Origin of the sequence: Bradyrhizobium symbiodeficiens (assembly GCF_002266465.3) — a bacterium.
GTDB classification, from domain to species: domain Bacteria; phylum Pseudomonadota; class Alphaproteobacteria; order Rhizobiales; family Xanthobacteraceae; genus Bradyrhizobium; species Bradyrhizobium symbiodeficiens.
Genome location: NZ_CP029427.2, coordinates 1,909,686 through 1,928,843, shown reverse-complemented (window position 1 = coordinate 1,928,843; position 19,158 = coordinate 1,909,686). Strand labels below are relative to the sequence as shown.

Sequence of the window (19,158 nt, the reverse complement as noted above, 5' to 3'; positions counted from 1 at the left end):
GACGTGGATGGCCGGGTCAAGCCCGGCCATGACGATGCGAAAGCTATTCGACGGTATCCTTAGAGATTTGCCCCGGCGTCAACCTCGACACTGGCTTCCACCTGGACCTCGGTGACCCCAAACAAATCCTGCACCGGCTCGACCGTCCACGGCATGTGCTTGGCACGCGCGGCCGCGACCGGGGCAAAGAAGCGGCGGTGGTGGACGGTGGGGCCAAGGCGGTTCAGCGCATCGAGGTGCTCGGGGACGCCATAGCCCTTGTGTTGCTCGAAGCCGTAGCCGGGGCAGTCCTGCGCCAGCGCGCACATCAGGCGGTCGCGCGTCACCTTGGCGACGATGGAGGCCGCGGCGATCGACAGCACGATGCCGTCGCCGCCGATCACGGCTTCGCAGTTGCAAGGTGTGTCGAGCCGGTCGCGGCCGTCGACGAAGACGTGCCTCGGCGCCTCCGGCAGAGCCACCACGGCGCGCTTCAGCGCCCATAATGAGGCCCGCAATATGTTGTCGCGGTCGATTCGCGAGGGCGACGCGACGGCGACCGAGACCTGGGCCGTGGCGCAGATTTTGTCGAACAGTCTTTCGCGCTCCTCCGCGGTCAGACGCTTGGAATCGTCGATGCCGCGCGGGATGCGGTTGGGGTCGAGAATCACGGCCGCAGCCACCACGGGCCCGGCGAGCGGCCCGCGGCCGGCTTCGTCGCAGCCGGCGACCGGCCAGACGCCGCGCTTGATCAGCGCGCGCTCGCGGCGGAAGCTTGGGGGAGCGATCGCGATGATGCCTTTCTTGCCCGCGCTCTTGCCGGCCACCTTGGCCGCAGGCGCTTTGCCGGCCTTGGCGGGCGCTGCCTTCTTCGCAGCGTCCTTGTTTGGCGCGTCTTTGGCCTGTGTCTTGGCGGACTTGTCCCGAATCATGGCCGGGATCGTGCGCAAGCGGCCCGGCCGGCGCAACCGGGAACCTTCGCAATACCCGCTATTCAGCCTGCCCTACTCCGCCAGATGCACCCGCCGATCCTTGCCGACCTCGATACCGGGTGCGACCACGACCTCCCAGGGATGGCCGTCGGGGTCGGCGAAATAACCGGAATAACCGCCGTAACCGGTCTCGTGCGCGGCCTTCACCAGTTTCGCCGCCTTGCTGAGGGCGAAGGCCAGCACGGCATCCACCTCTTCACGCGTGGCGCAGTTCCAGGCGAGCGTCACACCCCGGAAGGCCGCCGGCCTTGGATCGTCCGGGAGCTGGGCGTCGGCCGCAAGCTGATCCCACGGATACAGCGCGAGCACCGGACCGCCGGTGTCGTAGAACGCCACCGCCTCGCCGGTCGCCTTCAGCCGGCGCGAAAAGCCGAGGGCATCATAAAACGCGATGCTGGCGCGGATATCGCTGACGCCGAGCGTGATGACGGTGAGCCGCGGCACCGGGTCCTGCAATGGCTTGCTCATGCGAGCCTCTCCCGCTTCCCGTTCAGAACAGGCTGAGCTGATCGCCGTTCCGCTTCGGCCGGGCAAAATGATCCGTGGTCAGCTTGGAGCGCCGCTTGTTGAGACCAAGCCGTTCGCAGGCGATCTCGAAGCGGCGGCCGATGGTCCAGGCCATCGGTCCGGTGCCCTTCATCCGCTCGCCCCATTTCGCGTCGTAGTCGCGCCCGCCGCGCATCTCGCGGATCAGCGTGAAGACGTGGCGATAGCGGTCCGGATAGTTCGCCATCAGCCATTCGCGGAACAGATCGCGCACCTCCAGCGGCAGCCGCAGCAGCACATAGGAGGCTTCCTTGACGCCGGCATGAGCGGCGGCATCGAGGATGCGCTCGATCTCGGAATCGTTCAGCGCGGGAATCACGGGCGCGACCATCACGGTGGTCGGGATGCCGGCATCCGAGAGCTGCTTCAGCGCCTCCAGCCGCTTCGGCGGCGTCGAGGCCCGCGGCTCCATGGTGCGCGCCAGCTTCGGATCGAGCGAGGTGACCGAGATCGCGACCTTGGCGAGGTTGCGCTTGGCCATGCGCGCGAGAATGTCGATGTCGCGCACCACCAGCGCCGATTTGGTGACGATGCCGACGGGATGGCCGGCACGCTCCAGCACCTCCAGAATGCCGCGCATGATCTTTCGCTCGCGCTCGATCGGCTGATAGGGGTCGGTGTTGGTGCCGATCGCGATCATCCGCGGCTCGTAGCCGGTCGCGGCGAGCTCTTTCTCCAGCAGCGCCGGCGCCTCGGGCTTGACGAACAGTTTTGACTCGAAGTCGAGCCCCGGAGACAGGCCAAGATAGGCGTGGGTCGGCCGCGCGAAGCAATAAACACACCCGTGCTCGCAGCCGCGATAGGGATTGATCGAACGGTCGAAGCCGATATCGGGGCTCTCGTTGCGGGTGATCACCTTGCGCGAGGTGTCGACCGCGACGTTGGTCTTGAACGGCGGCAGCTCTTCCAGGCTCTGCCAGCCGTCGTCGAAGGCGACACGGGCCTCGACCTCATAGCGGCCGCTCGCGTTGGACTGCGCACCCCGCCCTCGCCTGCGCGCGCGGTCGATGGCGACGCCAAGTTCTGGAAAGTCAGAGTCCACACCCGCCGGCTCGGAGGGCGCCTTGACCGGCGGGTGCTTGAGAGCATGAAAGGATGCTGCTGGACTCATGAAGCCAAGATAGCACGACAACGGAACAAATCAAGAACACAAACAAAAAATGGGAAAACAACCCCATGCACAGTAGCCGCCCAAATTTCGGGCTCGGCGGTTTGACCTCACGCAACATGCCCGTCGCAATGATCTCGTTTGATGCCGGCCAGGGATCAATCGTCGCGGAACAATGTTGGTGACGATCGCCGGGGTGAAGGTCAGCAGGAACATGACAAATCAACAACAATCGGCCGCGGCAAGCAGCAACCTCGACCTCCTCGATCGCTACTGGCGCGCCGCGAACTACCTCTCCGTCGGGCAAATCTATTTGCTCGACAATCCGCTGCTGCGCGAGCCCTTGCGCCCCGAGCACATCAAGCCGCGTTTGCTCGGCCATTGGGGCACGACGCCCGGCCTGAACTTCATCTACGCCCATCTCAACCGTGTCATCAGTGCACTCGATCTCAGCGTGCTCTATGTCTGCGGCCCCGGCCATGGCGGGCCGGGCATGGTCGCCAACACCTATCTGGAAGGCAGTTACAGCGAGATCTATCCCAACATTGCCCGCGACACGGACGGATTGCGCAAGCTGTTCAGGCAGTTCTCCTTCCCCGGCGGCATTCCGAGCCATGCGGCACCGGAAACACCGGGCTCGATCCACGAGGGCGGCGAGCTCGGCTACGCGCTGGTGCATGCTTATGGCGCGGCGTTCGACAATCCCGACCTGATCGTCGCCTGCGTGGTCGGCGACGGCGAGGCCGAGACCGGCCCGCTCGCGGCGTCCTGGCACTCCAACAAGTTCCTCAACCCCGCTCATGACGGCGCGGTGCTGCCGATCCTGCACCTGAACGGCTACAAGATCGCCAACCCCACCGTGCTCGGGCGGATGCGCGACGAGGAGATCCGTGACCTGTTCCACGGCTTCGGCCACGAGCCGTTGTTCGTCGAGGGCGACGATCCCAAATTGATGCACCAGGCCATGGCGGACGCGCTCGACGTCGCGTTCGCCAGCATCCGTTCGATCCAGCAGCATGCCCGCGACGGCCGCAAGACTGTCGAGCGGCCGCGCTGGCCGATGATCGTGCTGCGCAGCCCCAAGGGCTGGACGGGTCCGAAAGAGGTCGACGGCAAGAAGGTCGAAGGCTTTTGGCGCGCGCATCAAGTCCCGGTGGCGGGCTGCCGCGAAAATCCGGCGCATCTGAAGATTCTCGAAGACTGGATGCGCAGCTACGAGCCCGAAAAGCTGTTCGACGCGAGCGGGGCGCTCATGCCCGAGCTTCAGGCGCTCGCGCCCGCGGGCAATCGCCGCATGGGTGCAAATCCGCACGCCAATGGCGGGCTATTGAAGAAGGAGCTGAAGCTGCCGGACTTCCGGGCATTCGCGGTGGACGTGCCGCGGCCCGGCGGCACGACGGGTGAAGCGACGCGCGAGCTCGGCAAGTTCCTGCGCGACGTCATTCGCCTCAACGCCGCCGAGCGCAACTTCCGCATCATGGGCCCGGATGAGACCGCGTCAAACCGACTCGATGCGGTGTTCGAGGCAACCGAGCGGGTATGGATGGAACCGATCGAGCCATATGACGTGCACCTCGCCCAGAAGGGACGCGTCATGGAGGTGCTGAGCGAGCATCTCTGCCAGGGCTGGCTCGAAGGCTACCTGCTCACCGGCCGCCACGGTTTCTTCTCGTGCTACGAGGCCTTCATCCACATCGTCGATTCCATGTTCAACCAGCACGCCAAATGGCTGAAGGTGACACGGCATCTGCCATGGCGGCGCCCGATCGCCTCGCTCAACTATCTGCTGACCTCGCATGTCTGGCGGCAGGACCACAACGGCTTCAGCCATCAGGATCCCGGCTTCGTCGACTTCGTCGCCAACAAGAAGGCCGATATCGTCCGTATCTATTTCCCGCCGGACGCCAATACGCTGCTCTGGATCGCCGATCACTGCCTGCGCACCTATGACCGCGTCAACGTAATCGTTGCCGGCAAGCAGCCCGCGCCGCAATGGCTTTCAATGGAGGCGGCCGCAACGCATTGCGATGCCGGCATCGGCATCTGGACCTGGGCCGGCACGGAGGATTCGAGCAGCGAGCCCGATCTGGTGATGGCCTGCGCCGGCGACGTCCCGACGCTTGAGACGCTCGCCGCGGTCGACCTCCTGCGCAAGGCGTTGCCCGATTTGAAGATTCGCATCGTCAACGTCGTCGACCTCATGACGCTGCAACCGAAGGAGCAGCACCCGCATGGTCTTTCCGATCGCGACTTCGACAGCCTGTTCACGCGCGACAAGCCGGTGGTGTTCGCCTATCACGGCTATCCCCATCTGATCCACCGGCTGACCTACAACCGCACCAACCATGCCGGCCTGCACGTGCGCGGCTTCATCGAAGAAGGCACCACGACCACTCCGTTCGACATGGTCGTGCTCAACGAACTCGACCGCTATCACCTCGCGATCGAAGCGATCGAACGGGTGCCGGGCCTTGCGACCAAAGCCGCGGCTGTGAAGCAACAGTTCCGCGACAAGCTGATCGAACATTCGCGCTACATTCGCGAGCATGGCGAGGACATGCCTGAGATCCGCGACTGGGCCTGGCCGGGCAAGACGGGCTGACATCATGCCGGCCCCGGCCTCACTTCTCGTCCTCAATTCGGGATCGTCGAGCATCAAGTTCGGCCTGTTCGACATCTCGGCGGCCGAGCCCATCCTGCTCTGCAGCGGCCTGCTCGACGAGCACGAGGCCAAGCCCCGGCTCGCTGTGAAAAGCACCGGAGGCCACGTCCTGTTCGAGAAGAAGAGAGAAGCGTCGGATACGGACAGTGGCCACCTGTTCGCCGACGTGCTCGGATTCATCGAGGACCAATTCGGCAAGGGCTGCTTGCGTGCCGTCGGCCATCGCGTCGTTCATGGCGGTCCGGACTACTCGGGTCCGGTCGCACTGACCGAAGAGATCACCGCGAAGCTGGAGGCACTGACGCCGCTGGCGCCGTTGCATCAGCCTCGCTGCCTCGCGCCGGTCCGCACCATCCGAGCGATCCAGCCCGCGCTGGCGCAGATCGCCTGTTTCGATACCGCCTTTCATCACAGCCTCGCGCCGCCCGCGAGCCGCTTCGCCATCCCGCGGCGCTTCGAGGCACGCGGCCTCCGGCGCTACGGCTTCCACGGGCTGTCGTTTGAATATGTCGCGGGCCGCCTTGCCGGAACCGCGCCGGACCTCGCAGCCAGCCGCACGGTCATCGCTCATCTCGGCAATGGCGCGAGCCTGTGCGCGCTGCGCAACGGCCGCAGCGTCGACACCACGATGGGACTGACGCCGCTCGATGGCCTCGTGATGGGCACACGCTGCGGCACGATCGATCCCGGCGTGCTGCTCTATCTGCAACAGCACGAGAAGATGTCGGCCGAGGCGGTGCAGCACCTGCTCTATCACGAGTCCGGCCTGCTCGGCGTCTCCGGGCTTTCGTCCGATATGCGCACGCTGCTCGCAAGCCGCGAGGCCGCTGCGGGCGAGGCGATCGATCTCTTCACCTTCCGCGCGGCTCAGGAGATCGCCGTGATGTCGAACTCCCTTCAAGGGTTGGACTGCCTCGTGTTCACCGGCGGCATCGGCGAGCACAGCAAGGAAATCCGCAGCGCGATCGGCGAGCGGCTCGCATGGCTCGGCGTGCGCATCGATCCAGCGGCCAACGACGCAGCGCGCGAGCGCATCAACCAAAGCGGCAGCGCGGTCGACGTCTTCGTCATTCCCACCAACGAAGAGATCACCATCGCGCGCCACAGCGCCGCGCTGCTGCGCAAGCAGCCTACTGCATGACATTTTTATGAATGATCTGCCGCAATGAGGCGGCCGCAACTTCGCGGCATACAGACGGCATCAATCGCTGTGCGGATGGATCATGAAAACCCAGATCATCGAAGAGCTCGGACAGGGCGGCATCCTTCTGCCCGCTTTGGTGGCGGAAGGGCTTGCCGCCAACGACCGCATCAAGGTGCGCATGAGCGCGCTGCAGGCAGCAGTGAGCCATGCGCAGAACCCGGATCGTCCGGTCAGCGAGCTTGCGGTCGAGAGCCACACCGCCGGGATCGCGCCTGCGGCGATCGCAACGCTGATCGGGGGCGCTCATCTGATCGGACCGTCGCGGCTCGCGGCCCCGAACCTCGCCAAGCTGATGAAGGAAATCCAGGACGACGCCGCGGCCATGATCCGGGCCGTCGGCGCCGGCGCGCCTTCGGAGGGGGAGAAGGCGAATGCGCGGCTGACGGCCGTGCGCAGTGCGGGCCTGCTCGATGCGACCAACGACATCGATCTCGCCCGCATTGCCCGTCTCACCGGCGTCACCGAGGCTGCCGGCGACAGTCTCCATCGCCTGGTGATGGATCTGCACAAGGCCCTGAACAAGCTCGCGTCGAGCTGCTCGGAGGAAACGCTCGACGGCGCCCATGTGTTCGGCCTGCACGGCGAAGATCGCAGCGCGGTCGAGGCCTTCATGAAGGGCCTCAACGAGACGCGCGGCCTGAAGTTCAACCATCCCGGCCTCGACACCATGGCGACCCGCTCGGGAGGAAAGTTGCTGATCCAGAATGACATCGGCACCACCGATGCCCATGTCGTGGTGATCGCGGTCAAGAAGAACGCGGTCACCGTCACCTACACCGACGTCCACCTGGCGCGGGCCAAGTTCTTCATCTCGCTGTTCGACAAATTCGAGGCGACCTGGAGCGGGCTCGACCGTCACACCGCCGCAGGCCTTGGCGACGACAACTCGTTCTATCTCGTCACCGGGCAGTTCCAGGCCTCTCATGCCGCCGATCGCAACGAATTCCTCACGGCCGTGGGCGGCGCACTGGTGTTCCTGATCGACTGGAACAAGGCGCGCAAGCTGTTGCGTACCTGGGTCGCCAAGGACGACGCGGCCAGGATCCTGGAATGGGCGGCGCGTCACCGGATCGGACATCGCGGCTTCCTCGAGCTCGGCGGCAACGAGTTGCTGGGGTCCGCCGTCCGCAATGCCGCCCCCGCACGGATCGGCTTCGGCGAACGGCTCGACCAGGCGCTGGGCCGTACCGCAGCAATCGATTTCCTCAAGGCGGCGCTGCGCGCCTCGACCGCAGCGCTGCTCACCGGGCGCTCGGTCAGGACGGTGCGCGACCAAATCGAGGCCGACCTGGTGCGACACCTGGAGCGCGTCGATGGCGCCCTGCTTGCCGCCGTGCTGCGCCAGATCGGATTGGCCCATGATGTTGTCGCGGCGATCTCTCGTCATATTGACGCGCTTCGGGTCGGCCGGCCTGCCGATCCGACGCTGCTGGCGCGACGCTGCGGCGCGATCGAGCAGAAGGCGGATCGCATCGCGCTCGAAACCCGCAAGGAGATCGACCGGCTCAACGCCCGGCCGACGATCGGGCAATTGATCGATCGGGCCGAGGAAGCCGTCGACGAGCTGGAACAGGCGGCCTTCATTGCCTCCCTCATGCCGGATCGGACGGACCCGTCGCTGCTGACCGCGCTCGCTGAACTCTGCGCGGTCGCGATGACCGCGACCGAGGTCGCGGCCAGCGGGATCGCCGCAGCGACCGACGTGCCGGAAGGACGGCGCGCGGATTCCGAGGATGCGCTGTCCGCGGTGACCCGGCTGATCGATGCCGAACATGCCGCAGACAGCCTGGAGCGTGCGACGACCGCCCTGGTGTTCGGCGGCGGCTTCGACGTCGCGACCTCGCTCTCGGTACTCGAGCTCGCACGTGCGATCGAGCGCGCCACCGATCGTTTCGCAGGCTTTGGGCACCTGTTGCGCCGTCACATCATGATCGATCTCGCAGCTTAGGGGAATCACCATGCATATCGTGCGTATCGGCGCCGGCGCGACGGCGTTGCATTCCGCCGAAGAGATCGGCGCCAAGGCCGCGAACCTCGCCCGGATGGCCGCGCTGGGCCTGCCGGTGCCGCCCGCTTTCGTGCTGCCGGTCAAGCTGTGTGCGGACATCATCTCCCGCCACGCCCACGCCGAACATCGTCTGCGCGACGGGCTCAAGGAAGGAATTGCGTTCCTGGAAGACGCGACCGGCAAGCGCTTCGGCGACCGACGGCAGCCGCTGCTGGTCTCGGTCCGCTCGGGTGCCGCCCGATCGATGCCGGGCATGCTCGACACCGTCCTCAATGTCGGCTGCACGCCGGATGCCGTGCACGGCCTGATTAGAGCGACCGGCCGGCCAAGGCTCGCCTGGGACTGCCGGCGCCGCTTCCTGGAGAGTTTCGGCGAAACCGTGCTCGGATTGGACGCCGACGCATTCGCCGTCCGCATCGCCGAACTGGTCGGAGCCGAAGGCGCCGACAGCGATCGCGAGCTCGACAGCGAGGCGCTGGAGCGGCTTGCCGGCGACGAACAGGTGCTGGTCGAGGATCGCGCCGATGGCTGGCTCGACGATGCGGACGGCCAGCTCGAGGCGGCAGCACAGGCCGTCTACCGGTCCTGGATGAGCGAGCGAGCCCAGACCTACCGGAAGCTCCAGCAGCTGGAAGAACTCCAGGGCACCGCGGTCACGGTACAGGCGATGGTGTTCGGCAATGGCGGGCTGGCCTCCGGCGCCGGCGTCGCCTTCTCGCGCGATCCTTCGACGGGAGCACCACGCCCGATGATCGATCTCGTGCTCGATGCGCAGGGCGAGGACGTCGTGTCCGGCCGCCGCGCGCCTGATACGGCCGACGCGATCGCGCGCGCATTGCCGCGAACCGAAGCCGAGCTTGCCGACATTCTGAAGCAGCTCGAGCGCGAGTTCACCGACGTCCAGGACGTCGAATTTACCGTCGAGGACGGCAAGCTCTGGATCCTCCAGACCCGGGCCGCCAAGCGCACCCCGCGCGCCGCGGTGAGGATCGCGATTGACCTCGTGCATGAAGGTCTGATCGCGGAGGACGAGGCCCTGAGGCGCATCGAGGACATCGATCTCGCCGGGCTCACGGAGACCAGGCTGGTTTCTCCCGGCAAGCCCGCAACCGCCGGCGTCGGAGCCTCCGGCGGCATCGGCATCGGACGCGCGGCGTTCGATTCCGAAAGCGCCCAGCGGCTATCGGCAGCGGGCGAGCCGGTCATCCTGCTGCGTCCCGATACCAGCACTGCCGATGTCGCAGGCTTTGCGCTGGCGGCGGGCATCGTCACGGCGGTCGGCGCGCGGACCTCGCATGCAGCGCTGGTGGCGCGCCAGATGGGCAAGCCTTGCGTGGTGGGCTGCCGCGAATTGAAGATCGATCCCGTCGCGGGGCGGGCTCAGCTCGCCGGTGCCCTGCTGTGCGAGGACGAATGGGTCACGATCGACGGCGATGCCGGAGAGCTTCATCTCGGACGCTGCGAGACGGTCGAGACGCGGCCCGAGGCCGAGCTTGCCGAGATCGCCGCGTGGCATTCGCGGTCCGACCTGCACAAGCGCCGCCCGCGCGCGGCAAGCGGCTCAGTGAGTCCCTGATAAGATCTGAAAACACCCGATCGCGACCTCGATCACGATCAGCACGACGACCGCGATCTCCAGGCGGAGCGAGCGCTGGGTGTCGATGATGTCGGCGAGCGCGTTGGCGGTCTCCGACACCGCGGTGAGCTTGCGCTCGAGCGTGTCGAGGCGCTCCTTCAGTTCGTACTCGTCTTCCAGACGGGAATAGAGCCGGTCGAGCTCGGGCTTCTCCCAGAGCACGTCGGGTTTCTCGGCGATCGCGACGCGGCCGGCGACGCGCTGCTGTACCAGCAGTGCGTTGCCGATCAGTTGCAGGATGCCCTTGCGACGGCGCGGCGTACGGCCGTGCTCGGCAAGCTCCCGCGCAAACGGCTCGATCACATCGAAGACCGCGGCGACGCGGCGCTCGTCACGGGCAAGCGAGGTGCTCTTGGCGAGCGCATCCGCAACGATCAGCAGCCGATCGTCGGAGAATTTGGCGAGGCAGATCGGCCCGCCCGGCTGGATCACCTCGGCGGTTTCGTCCTTGCACAGCTGTGCCTGCGCGATCTCCTCCTCATACGGGCTGAGCTCGCCGACCACCCGCGGCTTCAGGCCATCGATCAGCACCTTCTCCTTGGACGGAAGCAGCCCGATCAGCACCACGACGCCGTAGCGGAAGACCACGGCAAGACCGGCATGGACGCGGAAGGCGGCGGGCGACGACGAGACCAGCGTGCCGATCTCGAGGCCGGAGGCGTTGATGCGGTCGCCCAGCATCAGCGCGCGGATCCGCAAGGTCGGCGCAGCCTCCGGCTTCGGCGACGCCGACGCCGTGCCGACAGCGAGTTGATCGGAATTCATGGGAAGCCTCCGCCGGCACCAAAGTCACACATTTGCCGTTCGAACCTTTCTTGCAAGGCGCGCCCTCCTGCAGGAGCCAACCCCGCGCCGCACAATGTCGCCGTGAAACTCCGGGTTAATACTCTCGGGACGAGCTTGTGCCGAAACATTCGGCAACATCGCCAACCTTCGCATGACACATTTGGCTGAGATGACTGACTGCGGTTTACCATCGCACGCCGAAGCGCCGCCGGAAAGTTGCACTCGGCAACGCCACGTGTTTATGACAACATCATCATAAGCTACGCTTCTCCCGAAGTGCGGACATTGAAGCCTCAATCATGCTGAGCGTCATCATTCCGACCGAAGGCGTCGAGCAGACCGCGGTGGCGACATTGGCCGCGCTGGTCCCGGGGGCCGCCGCCGGAATCATCCGGGAGGTGCTCCTGGTCGACGGCACCCGCAACGGCGTCATCGAGCGGGTTGCCGACGTCGCAGGCTGCCGTTTCGTCGGCTTCGAGGGATCCTCACAAGGTGCCGCGCTCGCGGCCGGCGCGCTCCAGGCGCGCTCGCCCTGGCTGATGTTCCTGCCTGCGGGCGCGGTGCTGGAAACCGGCTGGATCGAGGAAACCACCCAGTTCATCCAGGTCGTCGCGAGCAGCGGACGGGACCGTGCCGCCGTGTTCCGCTATGCGCGCTCGCCTTACGCCGATACTGGATTGCGCGACATCCTCCGGGCCGTGGTGCGCGGGTTGATCGGGCCCCTCGGCGATCAGGGCCTTTTGATTGCGCGTGATCATTACGATCGCATCGGCGGATACCCGCCGCAGGCCCGCCGCTCCGAGGCACGGCTGCTCCGGCGGCTCGGCCGCTCGTCCCGGACCATGCTGCGCAGCCGGATCGTCATGGTCGCCTGAAGCCATCTCATACTTGCCAAAGTCAAGCAATTAATTGACAATGGCAAATATCGAGGTGCCCTCATGCCATCAAGCCCTTCCCCATCAGCCATTGCGACCGAACAGGTTGCCGACGATCGCATCGCAGCGGTCCGCGCCTTCAACCGCTTTTATACTCGCAAGCTCGGCGTGCTCGACCAGCATCTTGGAAAGAGCCCGTTTTCGCTCAGCGAGGCCCGCGTGCTCTACGAACTCGCGCATCGCGACGAGCTGGCGGCAAAGGAGATCGGAAACGAGCTTGGCCTCGACCCCGGTTATCTCAGCCGCATCGTGCAAAGTTTCGAGGAAAAGGGGCTGATCACGCGAAAGCCTCTGCCCGCAGATCGCAGGCAATACCAGCTCAGCCTCACTGCCAAGGGCCGTCAGGCCTACGCCAAGCTGAACCTGAGCTCGCAAAGCGAGGTCGCCGCGATGCTGGCGCAGCTTTCGGCCGAGGATGCAACGCGGCTGACGCAGGCGATGGCGACCATCGAGGCCGTGCTGGAGCGACGTCGAACCCAGCCCGCGGCTGTCATGCTGCGCAGCCATCGCGTCGGCGACATGGGCTGGGTCATCTCCAAGCAGGCCGCCGCCTATGCCGCGGACTACCATTGGGACATCAGCTACGAGGCGCTGGTCGCCGAGATCTGCGCTCAATTCATCAAGAATTACGACGCCGCACGCGAGCACTGCTGGATCGCGGAAGTGGGTGGCGAGCCGGTCGGCTCGATCTTCCTGGTCAAGGCCACCGACGAGATCGCCAAGCTCCGCCTGTTGCAGGTGGAGAAGAAAGCGCGGGGTCTCGGCGTCGGCCGCGCGCTGGTCGAGCAATGCATCCAGGGCGCTCGTGAGCGGGGCTACAGCAGGATGACGCTGTGGACGCAAAGTATCCTGCTTGCCGCTCGCGGCATCTATCAGAGTGCAGGCTTCAAGCTCGTCGCCACCGAGCCGCATCGCAGCTTCGGGCAGGATTTGGTCGGAGAGACCTGGGAGCGCGATCTCTGATCACCGCGGGCGAGATGCGCATGACTGCGCCGTCGTACGTTGTGGGAGAGGCAGCAACGCCGGCGGACACGAACTCGCTTGGGTGAGGGGTATCTCTCGGCGCATTCCGTGCCAAGAGATACCCTCATCCGGCCCTTCGCGCCACCTTCTCCCACAAGTGGAGAAGGGAGAAAGCAATCACACCGTCGCGCCTTGCGCCTTCGGCCTTCGCAGATGCTCATCCAGCCGCGGCATGATCTCGACGAAATTGCAGGGCCCCGTGCGATAGTCGAGTTGAGCCGCCAGGATGCCGTCCCAGCCGTCGCGGCAGGCACCGGGGGAGCCTGGCAGGCAGAAGATATAGGTCGCGCCCGCGACGCCGGCGGTGGCGCGGCTCTGGATCGTCGAGGTCCCGATCTTGGCGTGGCTCAGAATGTGGAAGGCGATCGAGAAACCGTCCATGCGCTTTTCGAACAGCGGCTCGATCGCCTCGGGTGTGACGTCGCGTCCCGTAAAACCGGTGCCGCCGGTGGTGATGACGACGTCGATTCCGGCATCCGCGATCCAGCGCCGAACAATGGCGCGGATCGCCTCGACATCGTCGGTGACGATCTCGCGCGCGGCGAGATGATGACCGGCCGCGGTGAGGCGGTCGGCGAGCGTCTGCCCGGACTTGTCATCCGCGAGCGCGCGTGTGTCGGACACAGTTAGCACCGCGATGTTGAGGGGGACGAACTGTTTTACTTCGTCGATGGAGGCCATTGGTGCTTCCTCATGTGTCCCGGACGCGATGCAGCGCGTCAGCGGTGCGCTGCGTCCGGGGCAGAAACCTTCGCCGCTACTGCCCGCCACCAAACGTATTGCAGGCCTGGACCGTGCCCTGCTGGTAGCCGGTCATGAACCACTGCTTGCGCTGCGCGGCCGAGCCGTGGGTGAAGGAGTCAGGCACGACGCGTCCCGTGGACTGGCGCTGCAGCGTGTCGTCGCCGATCGCGCTTGCCGTGGTCAGCGCGGCATCGATGTCGCCGGGCTCGAGGAAGTTCGGACGCTTCTTCGCCTCGCGGTTGACCCAGACGCCGGACAGGCAGTCGGCCTGCAATTCGACCTTGACCTGGAGCGCGTTGGCCTCCGCCTTCGAGCCGGCCTGCTTCTGCAGCCGCGTCACGCGCGGAATGATGCCGAGCAGGTTCTGGATGTGATGACCGGCTTCATGGGCGATGATGTAGGCGGTGGTGAAATTGCAGGCGGACTTGCCGGAGCAACCGCGGAAGCGCGTCTCGACCTCGCGGAAGAACGAGGTGTCAAGAAAGATGGTGCGATCCGGCGGACAATAGAACGGCCCCATCGCCGACTCTGCCCGGCCGCAGCGGCCGCCATTGGTGACGTTGCGGAACAGCACGACCTTCGGACCGGTATAGTTCTGGCCGCTGGCCTGGAAGATCTCGCTCCAGCGGTCGTCGATCTCGCCGAGGATGCCGGCGATCATGCTACCCATCTCGTCGGTCGGCGCGCCGCGCTTGGCGGAGGTCGACTGGCGATCGGTCTGGTAGGAAGGCGCCTGGCCGCCGCCGGTGAGAATCTCGGCGCCGCCGATCAGGATGCGCGGATCGATGCCGAACGCATAGCCGACAAGGCCGAGCACGATGATGGTGCCGATGCCGAGCCCGCCGCCGCCCATCGGCAGGCCAAACCCGCCTCCGCCACCGCCGCCGCCGCCTTCGTCGCGACGATCCTCGATGTCGTCGCTGCGGCGGAAGTCATCGTAACGCATGGCGGCCTTCCCCTCGGGGTCCCTGGTTCAAGTTCGTCGGGCGTAACGGCGCGAAAGCTCAACGCGCCACACAGGTAAAATTTCCGTCGCCTTTATCAATATCGTGGCCGGCAAAAATTGCCTAGTGCGGCAGCCTGTCGATGCCAGCAATATTTTCCTGGCATCCAGCAATTTTTTCCGAGAGAAATTTCCGGCCTTTTTGAAGCCATGATTGCTTCAGCGACCCACGCAAACGCAGAATCCCCCGTAAAATGCAGCGATTGCGCGCGACGGCATGCACGCAGAACGCGATGCGAGGCCTGCTCACGAAAGCAGCGGGTTAAGTCGATTTTTACTTTGCCGCTTCAATGTAACGGTCAGTCGGTTGTTTGGTCCCGCGTCGCCGACAGCGTCGCCTGAGTCAGAGTTCTTGAGTCATGGTAGAGTCGCGTCGCGGGGCGTCTGCAAGGGCGCCCCGCACAAATTTCGAGTCCGCATCGCATCGCATCATTCTCGGCGATTGCGTCGCCGAGATGTCGAAGCTTCAGGCTGGTTCGGTCGACCTCGTGTTCGCCGATCCGCCCTACAATCTCCAGCTCAAGGGCGATCTCAAGCGCCCCGACGAATCCCACGTCGACGCCGTCGACGACGACTGGGACAAGTTCGATTCATTCTCCGCCTATGACGATTTCACCCGCGCCTGGCTGCTGGCCGCGCGCCGCGCGATGAAGCCGTCGGCGACGATCTGGGTGATCGGCTCCTATCACAACATCTTCCGCGTCGGCGCGATCATGCAGGATCTCGGCTTCTGGCTCCTGAACGACATCGTCTGGCGCAAGTCGAACCCGATGCCGAATTTCCGCGGCCGCCGCTTCACCAACGCGCACGAGACGATGATCTGGGCCGCGCGCGACGAGAAGGCCAAGGGCTACACGTTCAATTACGAAGCGCTGAAGGCCGCCAACGAGGACGTGCAGGCACGGTCCGACTGGCTGATCCCGCTCTGCACCGGCGAGGAGCGCCTCAAGGGCGCCGACGGCAAGAAGGTGCATCCGACACAGAAGCCGGAAGGCCTGCTCGCGCGCGTGCTGCTGTCCTCGTCGAAGCCCGGCGACCTCGTGATCGATCCCTTCAACGGCACCGGCACCACCGGCGCTGTCGCCAAGCGCCTCGGTCGCTCCTATATCGGCTTCGAACGCGACAAGACCTATGCCAAGGCGGCCGAAGCGCGCATCGCCGCGGTCGAGCCGTTGCCGGAGGCGAGCCTCGCCCCGTTCATGACCGCGCGCGAAGCGCCGCGGGTCGCGTTCTCCGAACTGATCGAGCGCGGCATGATCATGCCCGGCACGAAGCTGTTCGACGCCAAGAAGAAGCTCGGCGCGCTGGTCCGTGCCGATGGCGCCATCACGTTCGGCGACAAGGTCGGCTCGATCCACCGCATCGGCGCGGTGGCGCAGGGCGCGCAGGCCTGCAACGGCTGGACCTTCTGGCACGTCGAGACCAAGAAGGGCCTCAAGCTGATCGACGAACTCCGCGCCGAAATCCGCGCCGGCATGGCGGCGGGCTAATCGGGCCGCTCTCGTCGGGGGGCAAAGGCGCGAAGCGCCGAGCCCCAGCATCTCTCCCGAGGACGTCGCGCCTGGAAGCCGTCGGCGCGGTGATGGTCCTTACGGCGGCGATCGGCCTTTGTTACACCGGCTGATCTGCGCAGCGCGCAGGTGCCGCCCGGCAAACTCGCCGGTTGCTCTCCCGACGGGTTCAGGCAAGAGAGGCAATGCGGCAACCGCGCTGTACTCGCACCTCGTAACAAACACTGGGGAGATCGATGCTCAAATTCTATTTCAACGGCTCGCCGAACCCGACCAAGGTCGCGCTTTTCCTGGAAGAGGCTGGCCTGCCCTTCGAGCCCGTGAAGGTCGACACCCGCAAGGGCGAGCAGTTCACGCCCGACTATCTGAAGGTCAATCCGAACGGCAAGGTGCCGGCGATCGACGACAATGGCACCATCGTGTTCGACTCGAACGCCATCCTGCTCTATCTCGCCGAGAAGACGGGCAAGTTCCTGCCCGCCACCAGCGTGCGCGGCGAGACGCTGTCCTGGCTGATGTTCATCGCCACCGGCGTCGGGCCCTATTCGGGTCAGGCGGTGCACTTCAAGCACTTTGCTCCGAAGGACCAGAACCACGACTACGCCCATAACCGCTACCAGTACGAGACCGATCGCCACTACAGGATTCTCGACGCTCATCTCGAAGGCCGCAGCTACATGGTCGGCGACAGCTATTCGATCGTCGACATGGCGCTGTGGGGCTGGGCGCGGATGCTGCCGTTCAAGCTCGGCGACGACGCCTTCGCGCGCTACCCGAACGTGAAGCGGCTGGTCGACGAGATCTCGGCGCGCCCGGCGGCGGCGCGTGCGATCGCGCTGAAGGACAAGTTCAGCTTCAAGGCGGAGATGGACGACGAGGCGCGCGCCAACATGTTCAAGCACATGGCGACCAAGGTCGCCTGATCGGACCGCGCCGGTCTTCGAGGCCACGCGCATGCGCGTGGCCTTTTGCGTTTGAGACTCAGGCGGCGTGGACCGAATTCAGGAACTTGGTCACTTCCTGCTTCAGCCGGTTGCTGTCGGCCGACAGCGAGCGCGCTGCCGACAACACCTGCGATGAGGCCGATCCGGTTTCGGAGGCGCCGCGCTGCACGTCGCCGATGTTGGACGATACCCTCTGCGTGCCATGGGCCGCCTGCTGGACGTTGCGGGAAATCTCCTGCGTCGCCGCGCCCTGCTGCTCCACGGCGGCCGCGACCGTCGACGAAATCTCCGATAGCCGCTCGATGGTGCCGCTGATCTCCTTGATGGACCCGACCGATTCTGCCGTCGCGGCCTGGATGCCGGAAACCTGCTGGGCGATCTCACCGGTGGCCTTCGCGGTCTGCTCGGCGAGCGCCTTGACCTCGGAGGCGACCACGGCAAAGCCGCGGCCTGCATCGCCCGCGCGCGCCGCCTCGATGGTGGCGTTCAGGGCCAGCAGGTTGGTCTGGCCGGCGATCGTGCTGATCAGTTCGACCACGTCGCCAATCCGCGCGGCGGCCTTGGAGAGCGCGCCGACGCGGTCATTGGTTCTGCTCGCCTGACCGACGGCCTCGACCGCGATACGGGCGGATTCCTGCACCTGGCGGGCGATCTCCGACACCGAGGAGGAGAGCTCCTCGGTCGCCGAGGCGACCGCCTGCACATTGGCCGAAGCCTCCTGCGAGGCGCTGGCGACCTCAGTCGACAAATCCTGCGCCCGCGAGGCGGTCGTGGTGAGAGTGCCGGCGGAGGCTTCGAGCTCGTTCGATGCCGACGACACCGTGTTCACGATCTCGCCGACCGCCTGCTCGAACTGGTCGGCCAGCCTGGCCATGTCCTTCTTGCGGCTCTCGGCCTGCCGCGCCTCGAGCTCGGATTGCTCGGCGCGCATGCGTTCGGTGTCGATCATGTTGTCCTTGAACACCTGGATCGCCTTGGCCATGTCGCCGATCTCGTCAGCCTTGCCGCGACCGGGGATCTCGACCGCGAGATTGCCGCCGGCAATCAGCCCCATCGCGCGCGTCATCGAGGTCAGAGGACCGACGATGCTGCGGGCGATCAGGAAAGCGACGATGCCGCCGAACAGGATGGCGAGGCCGCCGGCGACCTCCTGAATGGTCGTCGTGCCGGCGATCACGGCTTCGGCTTCACTGCGCGAGCCCTGATAGTCCTTCTTCAGGGTCGTTTCCGCGGCCTTGAGCCTGCCGATGCTGCCGACGATGAGGGGCGCGAGGTCCTTGTGGTAGATTTCGTCCGCCTGGAGCATCGCGGCGGAGGTCGACTCGAACGCGGATTTGTAGATTCCGAGCGAGGTCTTCACCGGCGCGAGCGTGGATCGCAATTCCGTCGCCTGCGGGCTCTTTTCGAGAGCCGCGAGCCGTTGCGCCGCCCTGTCTACGCTCGCCCTAAAATTCGCCGGCCCCTGCGCGTCGCGCAGCGCCAGGAAGCGCCAGTTTGCCACCCGAACGAGGAGGGTCCTGGATTCGAGGTCGGCGACGAGGGCCGCGGTATCTTCGTCGACGGCTGCGCGCGCCGCATCGACCAGCTTGCCCATCTTGACGGCCAGTTCCTCACCGCTCGGCAGCAGGGTCGCCTTGCCTGTTCGCGCCTCGTTGACGGCGTCGCCGAGATTGTCACGCAAGCGTCGCATCTTGGCGATGTCGTCGATGAGACCGCTATAGAGCGCTCGCCGCTCCTCGGAGGCCGTTCCCTTCGCACCGACTCGCAACAGCTCGGTTGCGGCGTTCTCCCGCTCCAGCGCCTCTTTCATCGCGGATTCGTCGGCATCGTAGACGTATCGCAGATTGGCGCGCTGGATCGCCTGAAGATGGGTCGAAATCTCCAACACCCGCGCCGTGCTGTCCGAGAGCGCGGATTGTCTTGCAACCTGCTCCTGCACCGCCCGCAAATTCCAGACGGCAACCACCGCCATCACGAGACCAACCACCACCAAGGCCATGAAGCCTGCGTACAGGCGTCCCCTGATCCGCAAACGAAACTTCGGCATTCCCACTGTCCACCAAGATGCATTTCACTT

Annotated in this window: 15 protein-coding genes; 8 read left to right on the top strand and 7 right to left on the bottom strand. The window is 65.6% G+C overall.

Annotation, left to right across the window (positions count from 1 at the left end; translation table 11 throughout):
- Nucleotides 1-59 precede the first annotated feature (59 nt).
- The 3 genes from CIT39_RS08810 to CIT39_RS08800 all read right to left on the bottom strand — a co-directional run bounded on the left by CIT39_RS08810 (nucleotide 60) and on the right by CIT39_RS08800 (nucleotide 2,628).
- On the bottom strand, nucleotides 60-911 hold the full coding sequence (locus tag CIT39_RS08810; protein WP_094975870.1) for a ribonuclease HII: 852 nt from the start codon (nucleotides 909-911) through the stop codon (nucleotides 60-62).
- Nucleotides 912-983: 72 nt separating this feature from the next.
- Nucleotides 984-1,439, bottom strand: a complete 456-nt coding sequence (locus CIT39_RS08805) for a VOC family protein (protein ID WP_094975691.1) — start codon at nucleotides 1,437-1,439, stop codon at nucleotides 984-986.
- Between the two features lie 22 nt (nucleotides 1,440-1,461).
- Nucleotides 1,462-2,628 (bottom strand): PA0069 family radical SAM protein, encoded by a 1,167-nt coding sequence (locus tag CIT39_RS08800; RefSeq protein ID WP_094975692.1) that lies wholly within the window; start codon nucleotides 2,626-2,628, stop codon nucleotides 1,462-1,464.
- A 211-nt stretch (nucleotides 2,629-2,839) separates the two neighbouring features.
- On the opposite strand from CIT39_RS08800, the gene CIT39_RS08795 reads away from it, so the two are divergent.
- The 4 genes from CIT39_RS08795 (at nucleotide 2,840) to CIT39_RS08780 (ending at nucleotide 10,075) form a co-directional block, all read left to right on the top strand.
- Nucleotides 2,840-5,227 (top strand): phosphoketolase family protein, encoded by a 2,388-nt coding sequence (locus CIT39_RS08795; protein ID WP_162308419.1) that lies wholly within the window; start codon nucleotides 2,840-2,842, stop codon nucleotides 5,225-5,227.
- A gap of 4 nt (nucleotides 5,228-5,231) precedes the next feature.
- On the top strand, nucleotides 5,232-6,428 hold the full coding sequence (locus tag CIT39_RS08790; RefSeq protein WP_094975693.1) for an acetate/propionate family kinase: 1,197 nt from the start codon (nucleotides 5,232-5,234) through the stop codon (nucleotides 6,426-6,428).
- 82 nt (nucleotides 6,429-6,510) lie between these two features.
- A complete protein-coding gene (locus CIT39_RS08785; RefSeq protein WP_094975694.1) occupies nucleotides 6,511-8,439 on the top strand; it encodes a hypothetical protein in 1,929 nt (642 codons plus the stop codon).
- 10 nt (nucleotides 8,440-8,449) lie between these two features.
- Complete coding sequence (locus CIT39_RS08780) at nucleotides 8,450-10,075, top strand: PEP/pyruvate-binding domain-containing protein (RefSeq protein WP_094975695.1); 1,626 nt, start codon at nucleotides 8,450-8,452, stop codon at nucleotides 10,073-10,075.
- Here the strand turns inward: CIT39_RS08780 and CIT39_RS08775 are convergent.
- The gene (locus CIT39_RS08775) at nucleotides 10,061-10,900 is read right to left on the bottom strand and encodes an RMD1 family protein (protein ID WP_094975696.1); all 840 of its coding nucleotides are present in this window, start codon (nucleotides 10,898-10,900) and stop codon (nucleotides 10,061-10,063) included. The genes CIT39_RS08780 and CIT39_RS08775 overlap by 15 nt on opposite strands.
- Nucleotides 10,901-11,220: 320 nt before the next feature.
- Between CIT39_RS08775 and CIT39_RS08770 the strand changes: the two genes are divergently transcribed.
- Complete coding sequence (locus CIT39_RS08770) at nucleotides 11,221-11,796, top strand: glycosyltransferase family protein (RefSeq protein ID WP_094975697.1); 576 nt, start codon at nucleotides 11,221-11,223, stop codon at nucleotides 11,794-11,796.
- A 63-nt stretch (nucleotides 11,797-11,859) separates the two neighbouring features.
- Nucleotides 11,860-12,819 (top strand): bifunctional helix-turn-helix transcriptional regulator/GNAT family N-acetyltransferase, encoded by a 960-nt coding sequence (locus CIT39_RS08765; RefSeq protein WP_094975698.1) that lies wholly within the window; start codon nucleotides 11,860-11,862, stop codon nucleotides 12,817-12,819.
- Between the two features lie 177 nt (nucleotides 12,820-12,996).
- On the opposite strand, the gene moaB is transcribed toward CIT39_RS08765, so the two are convergent.
- Both moaB and ypfJ read right to left on the bottom strand, forming a co-directional pair.
- Nucleotides 12,997-13,560 carry a molybdenum cofactor biosynthesis protein B gene (gene moaB, locus CIT39_RS08760; protein ID WP_094975699.1) on the bottom strand — a complete coding sequence of 188 codons (564 nt, stop codon included), beginning with the start codon at nucleotides 13,558-13,560 and terminating at the stop codon, nucleotides 12,997-12,999.
- 76 nt (nucleotides 13,561-13,636) lie between these two features.
- The gene (gene ypfJ / locus CIT39_RS08755) at nucleotides 13,637-14,569 is read right to left on the bottom strand and encodes a KPN_02809 family neutral zinc metallopeptidase (protein ID WP_094975700.1); all 933 of its coding nucleotides are present in this window, start codon (nucleotides 14,567-14,569) and stop codon (nucleotides 13,637-13,639) included.
- A gap of 416 nt (nucleotides 14,570-14,985) precedes the next feature.
- Between ypfJ and CIT39_RS08750 the strand changes: the two genes are divergently transcribed.
- Nucleotides 14,986-16,116, top strand: a complete 1,131-nt coding sequence (locus CIT39_RS08750) for a site-specific DNA-methyltransferase (protein ID WP_094975701.1) — start codon at nucleotides 14,986-14,988, stop codon at nucleotides 16,114-16,116.
- A 257-nt stretch (nucleotides 16,117-16,373) separates the two neighbouring features.
- Nucleotides 16,374-17,060, top strand: coding sequence for a glutathione S-transferase family protein (locus CIT39_RS08745; RefSeq protein ID WP_094975702.1), 687 nt, complete (start codon nucleotides 16,374-16,376; stop codon nucleotides 17,058-17,060).
- A gap of 58 nt (nucleotides 17,061-17,118) precedes the next feature.
- Here CIT39_RS08745 and CIT39_RS08740 read toward each other — a convergent pair whose 3' ends face one another.
- Nucleotides 17,119-19,128, bottom strand: a complete 2,010-nt coding sequence (locus CIT39_RS08740; RefSeq protein ID WP_162308418.1) for a methyl-accepting chemotaxis protein — start codon at nucleotides 19,126-19,128, stop codon at nucleotides 17,119-17,121.
- Between the last annotated feature and the right edge of the window lie 30 nt (nucleotides 19,129-19,158).

Bases quoted from the DNA above. Each gene is read 5' to 3' on its own strand.
- CIT39_RS08780 (WP_094975695.1), top strand. From the start codon at position 8,450: ATGCATATCGTGCGTATCGGCGCCGGCGCGACGGCGTTGCATTCCGCC.
- CIT39_RS08765 (WP_094975698.1), top strand. From the start codon at position 11,860: ATGCCATCAAGCCCTTCCCCATCAGCCATTGCGACCGAACAGGTTGCC.
- CIT39_RS08810 (WP_094975870.1), bottom strand. From the start codon at position 911: ATGATTCGGGACAAGTCCGCCAAGACACAGGCCAAAGACGCGCCAAAC.
- CIT39_RS08800 (WP_094975692.1), bottom strand. From the start codon at position 2,628: ATGAGTCCAGCAGCATCCTTTCATGCTCTCAAGCACCCGCCGGTCAAG.
- CIT39_RS08795 (WP_162308419.1), top strand. From the start codon at position 2,840: ATGACAAATCAACAACAATCGGCCGCGGCAAGCAGCAACCTCGACCTC.
- CIT39_RS08745 (WP_094975702.1), top strand. From the start codon at position 16,374: ATGCTCAAATTCTATTTCAACGGCTCGCCGAACCCGACCAAGGTCGCG.
- CIT39_RS08775 (WP_094975696.1), bottom strand. From the start codon at position 10,900: ATGAATTCCGATCAACTCGCTGTCGGCACGGCGTCGGCGTCGCCGAAG.
- CIT39_RS08790 (WP_094975693.1), top strand. From the start codon at position 5,232: ATGCCGGCCCCGGCCTCACTTCTCGTCCTCAATTCGGGATCGTCGAGC.
- ypfJ (WP_094975700.1), bottom strand. From the start codon at position 14,569: ATGCGTTACGATGACTTCCGCCGCAGCGACGACATCGAGGATCGTCGC.
- moaB (WP_094975699.1), bottom strand. From the start codon at position 13,560: ATGGCCTCCATCGACGAAGTAAAACAGTTCGTCCCCCTCAACATCGCG.
- CIT39_RS08785 (WP_094975694.1), top strand. From the start codon at position 6,511: ATGAAAACCCAGATCATCGAAGAGCTCGGACAGGGCGGCATCCTTCTG.
- CIT39_RS08805 (WP_094975691.1), bottom strand. From the start codon at position 1,439: ATGAGCAAGCCATTGCAGGACCCGGTGCCGCGGCTCACCGTCATCACG.
- CIT39_RS08740 (WP_162308418.1), bottom strand. From the start codon at position 19,128: ATGCCGAAGTTTCGTTTGCGGATCAGGGGACGCCTGTACGCAGGCTTC.
- CIT39_RS08770 (WP_094975697.1), top strand. From the start codon at position 11,221: ATGCTGAGCGTCATCATTCCGACCGAAGGCGTCGAGCAGACCGCGGTG.
- CIT39_RS08750 (WP_094975701.1), top strand. From the start codon at position 14,986: ATGGTAGAGTCGCGTCGCGGGGCGTCTGCAAGGGCGCCCCGCACAAAT.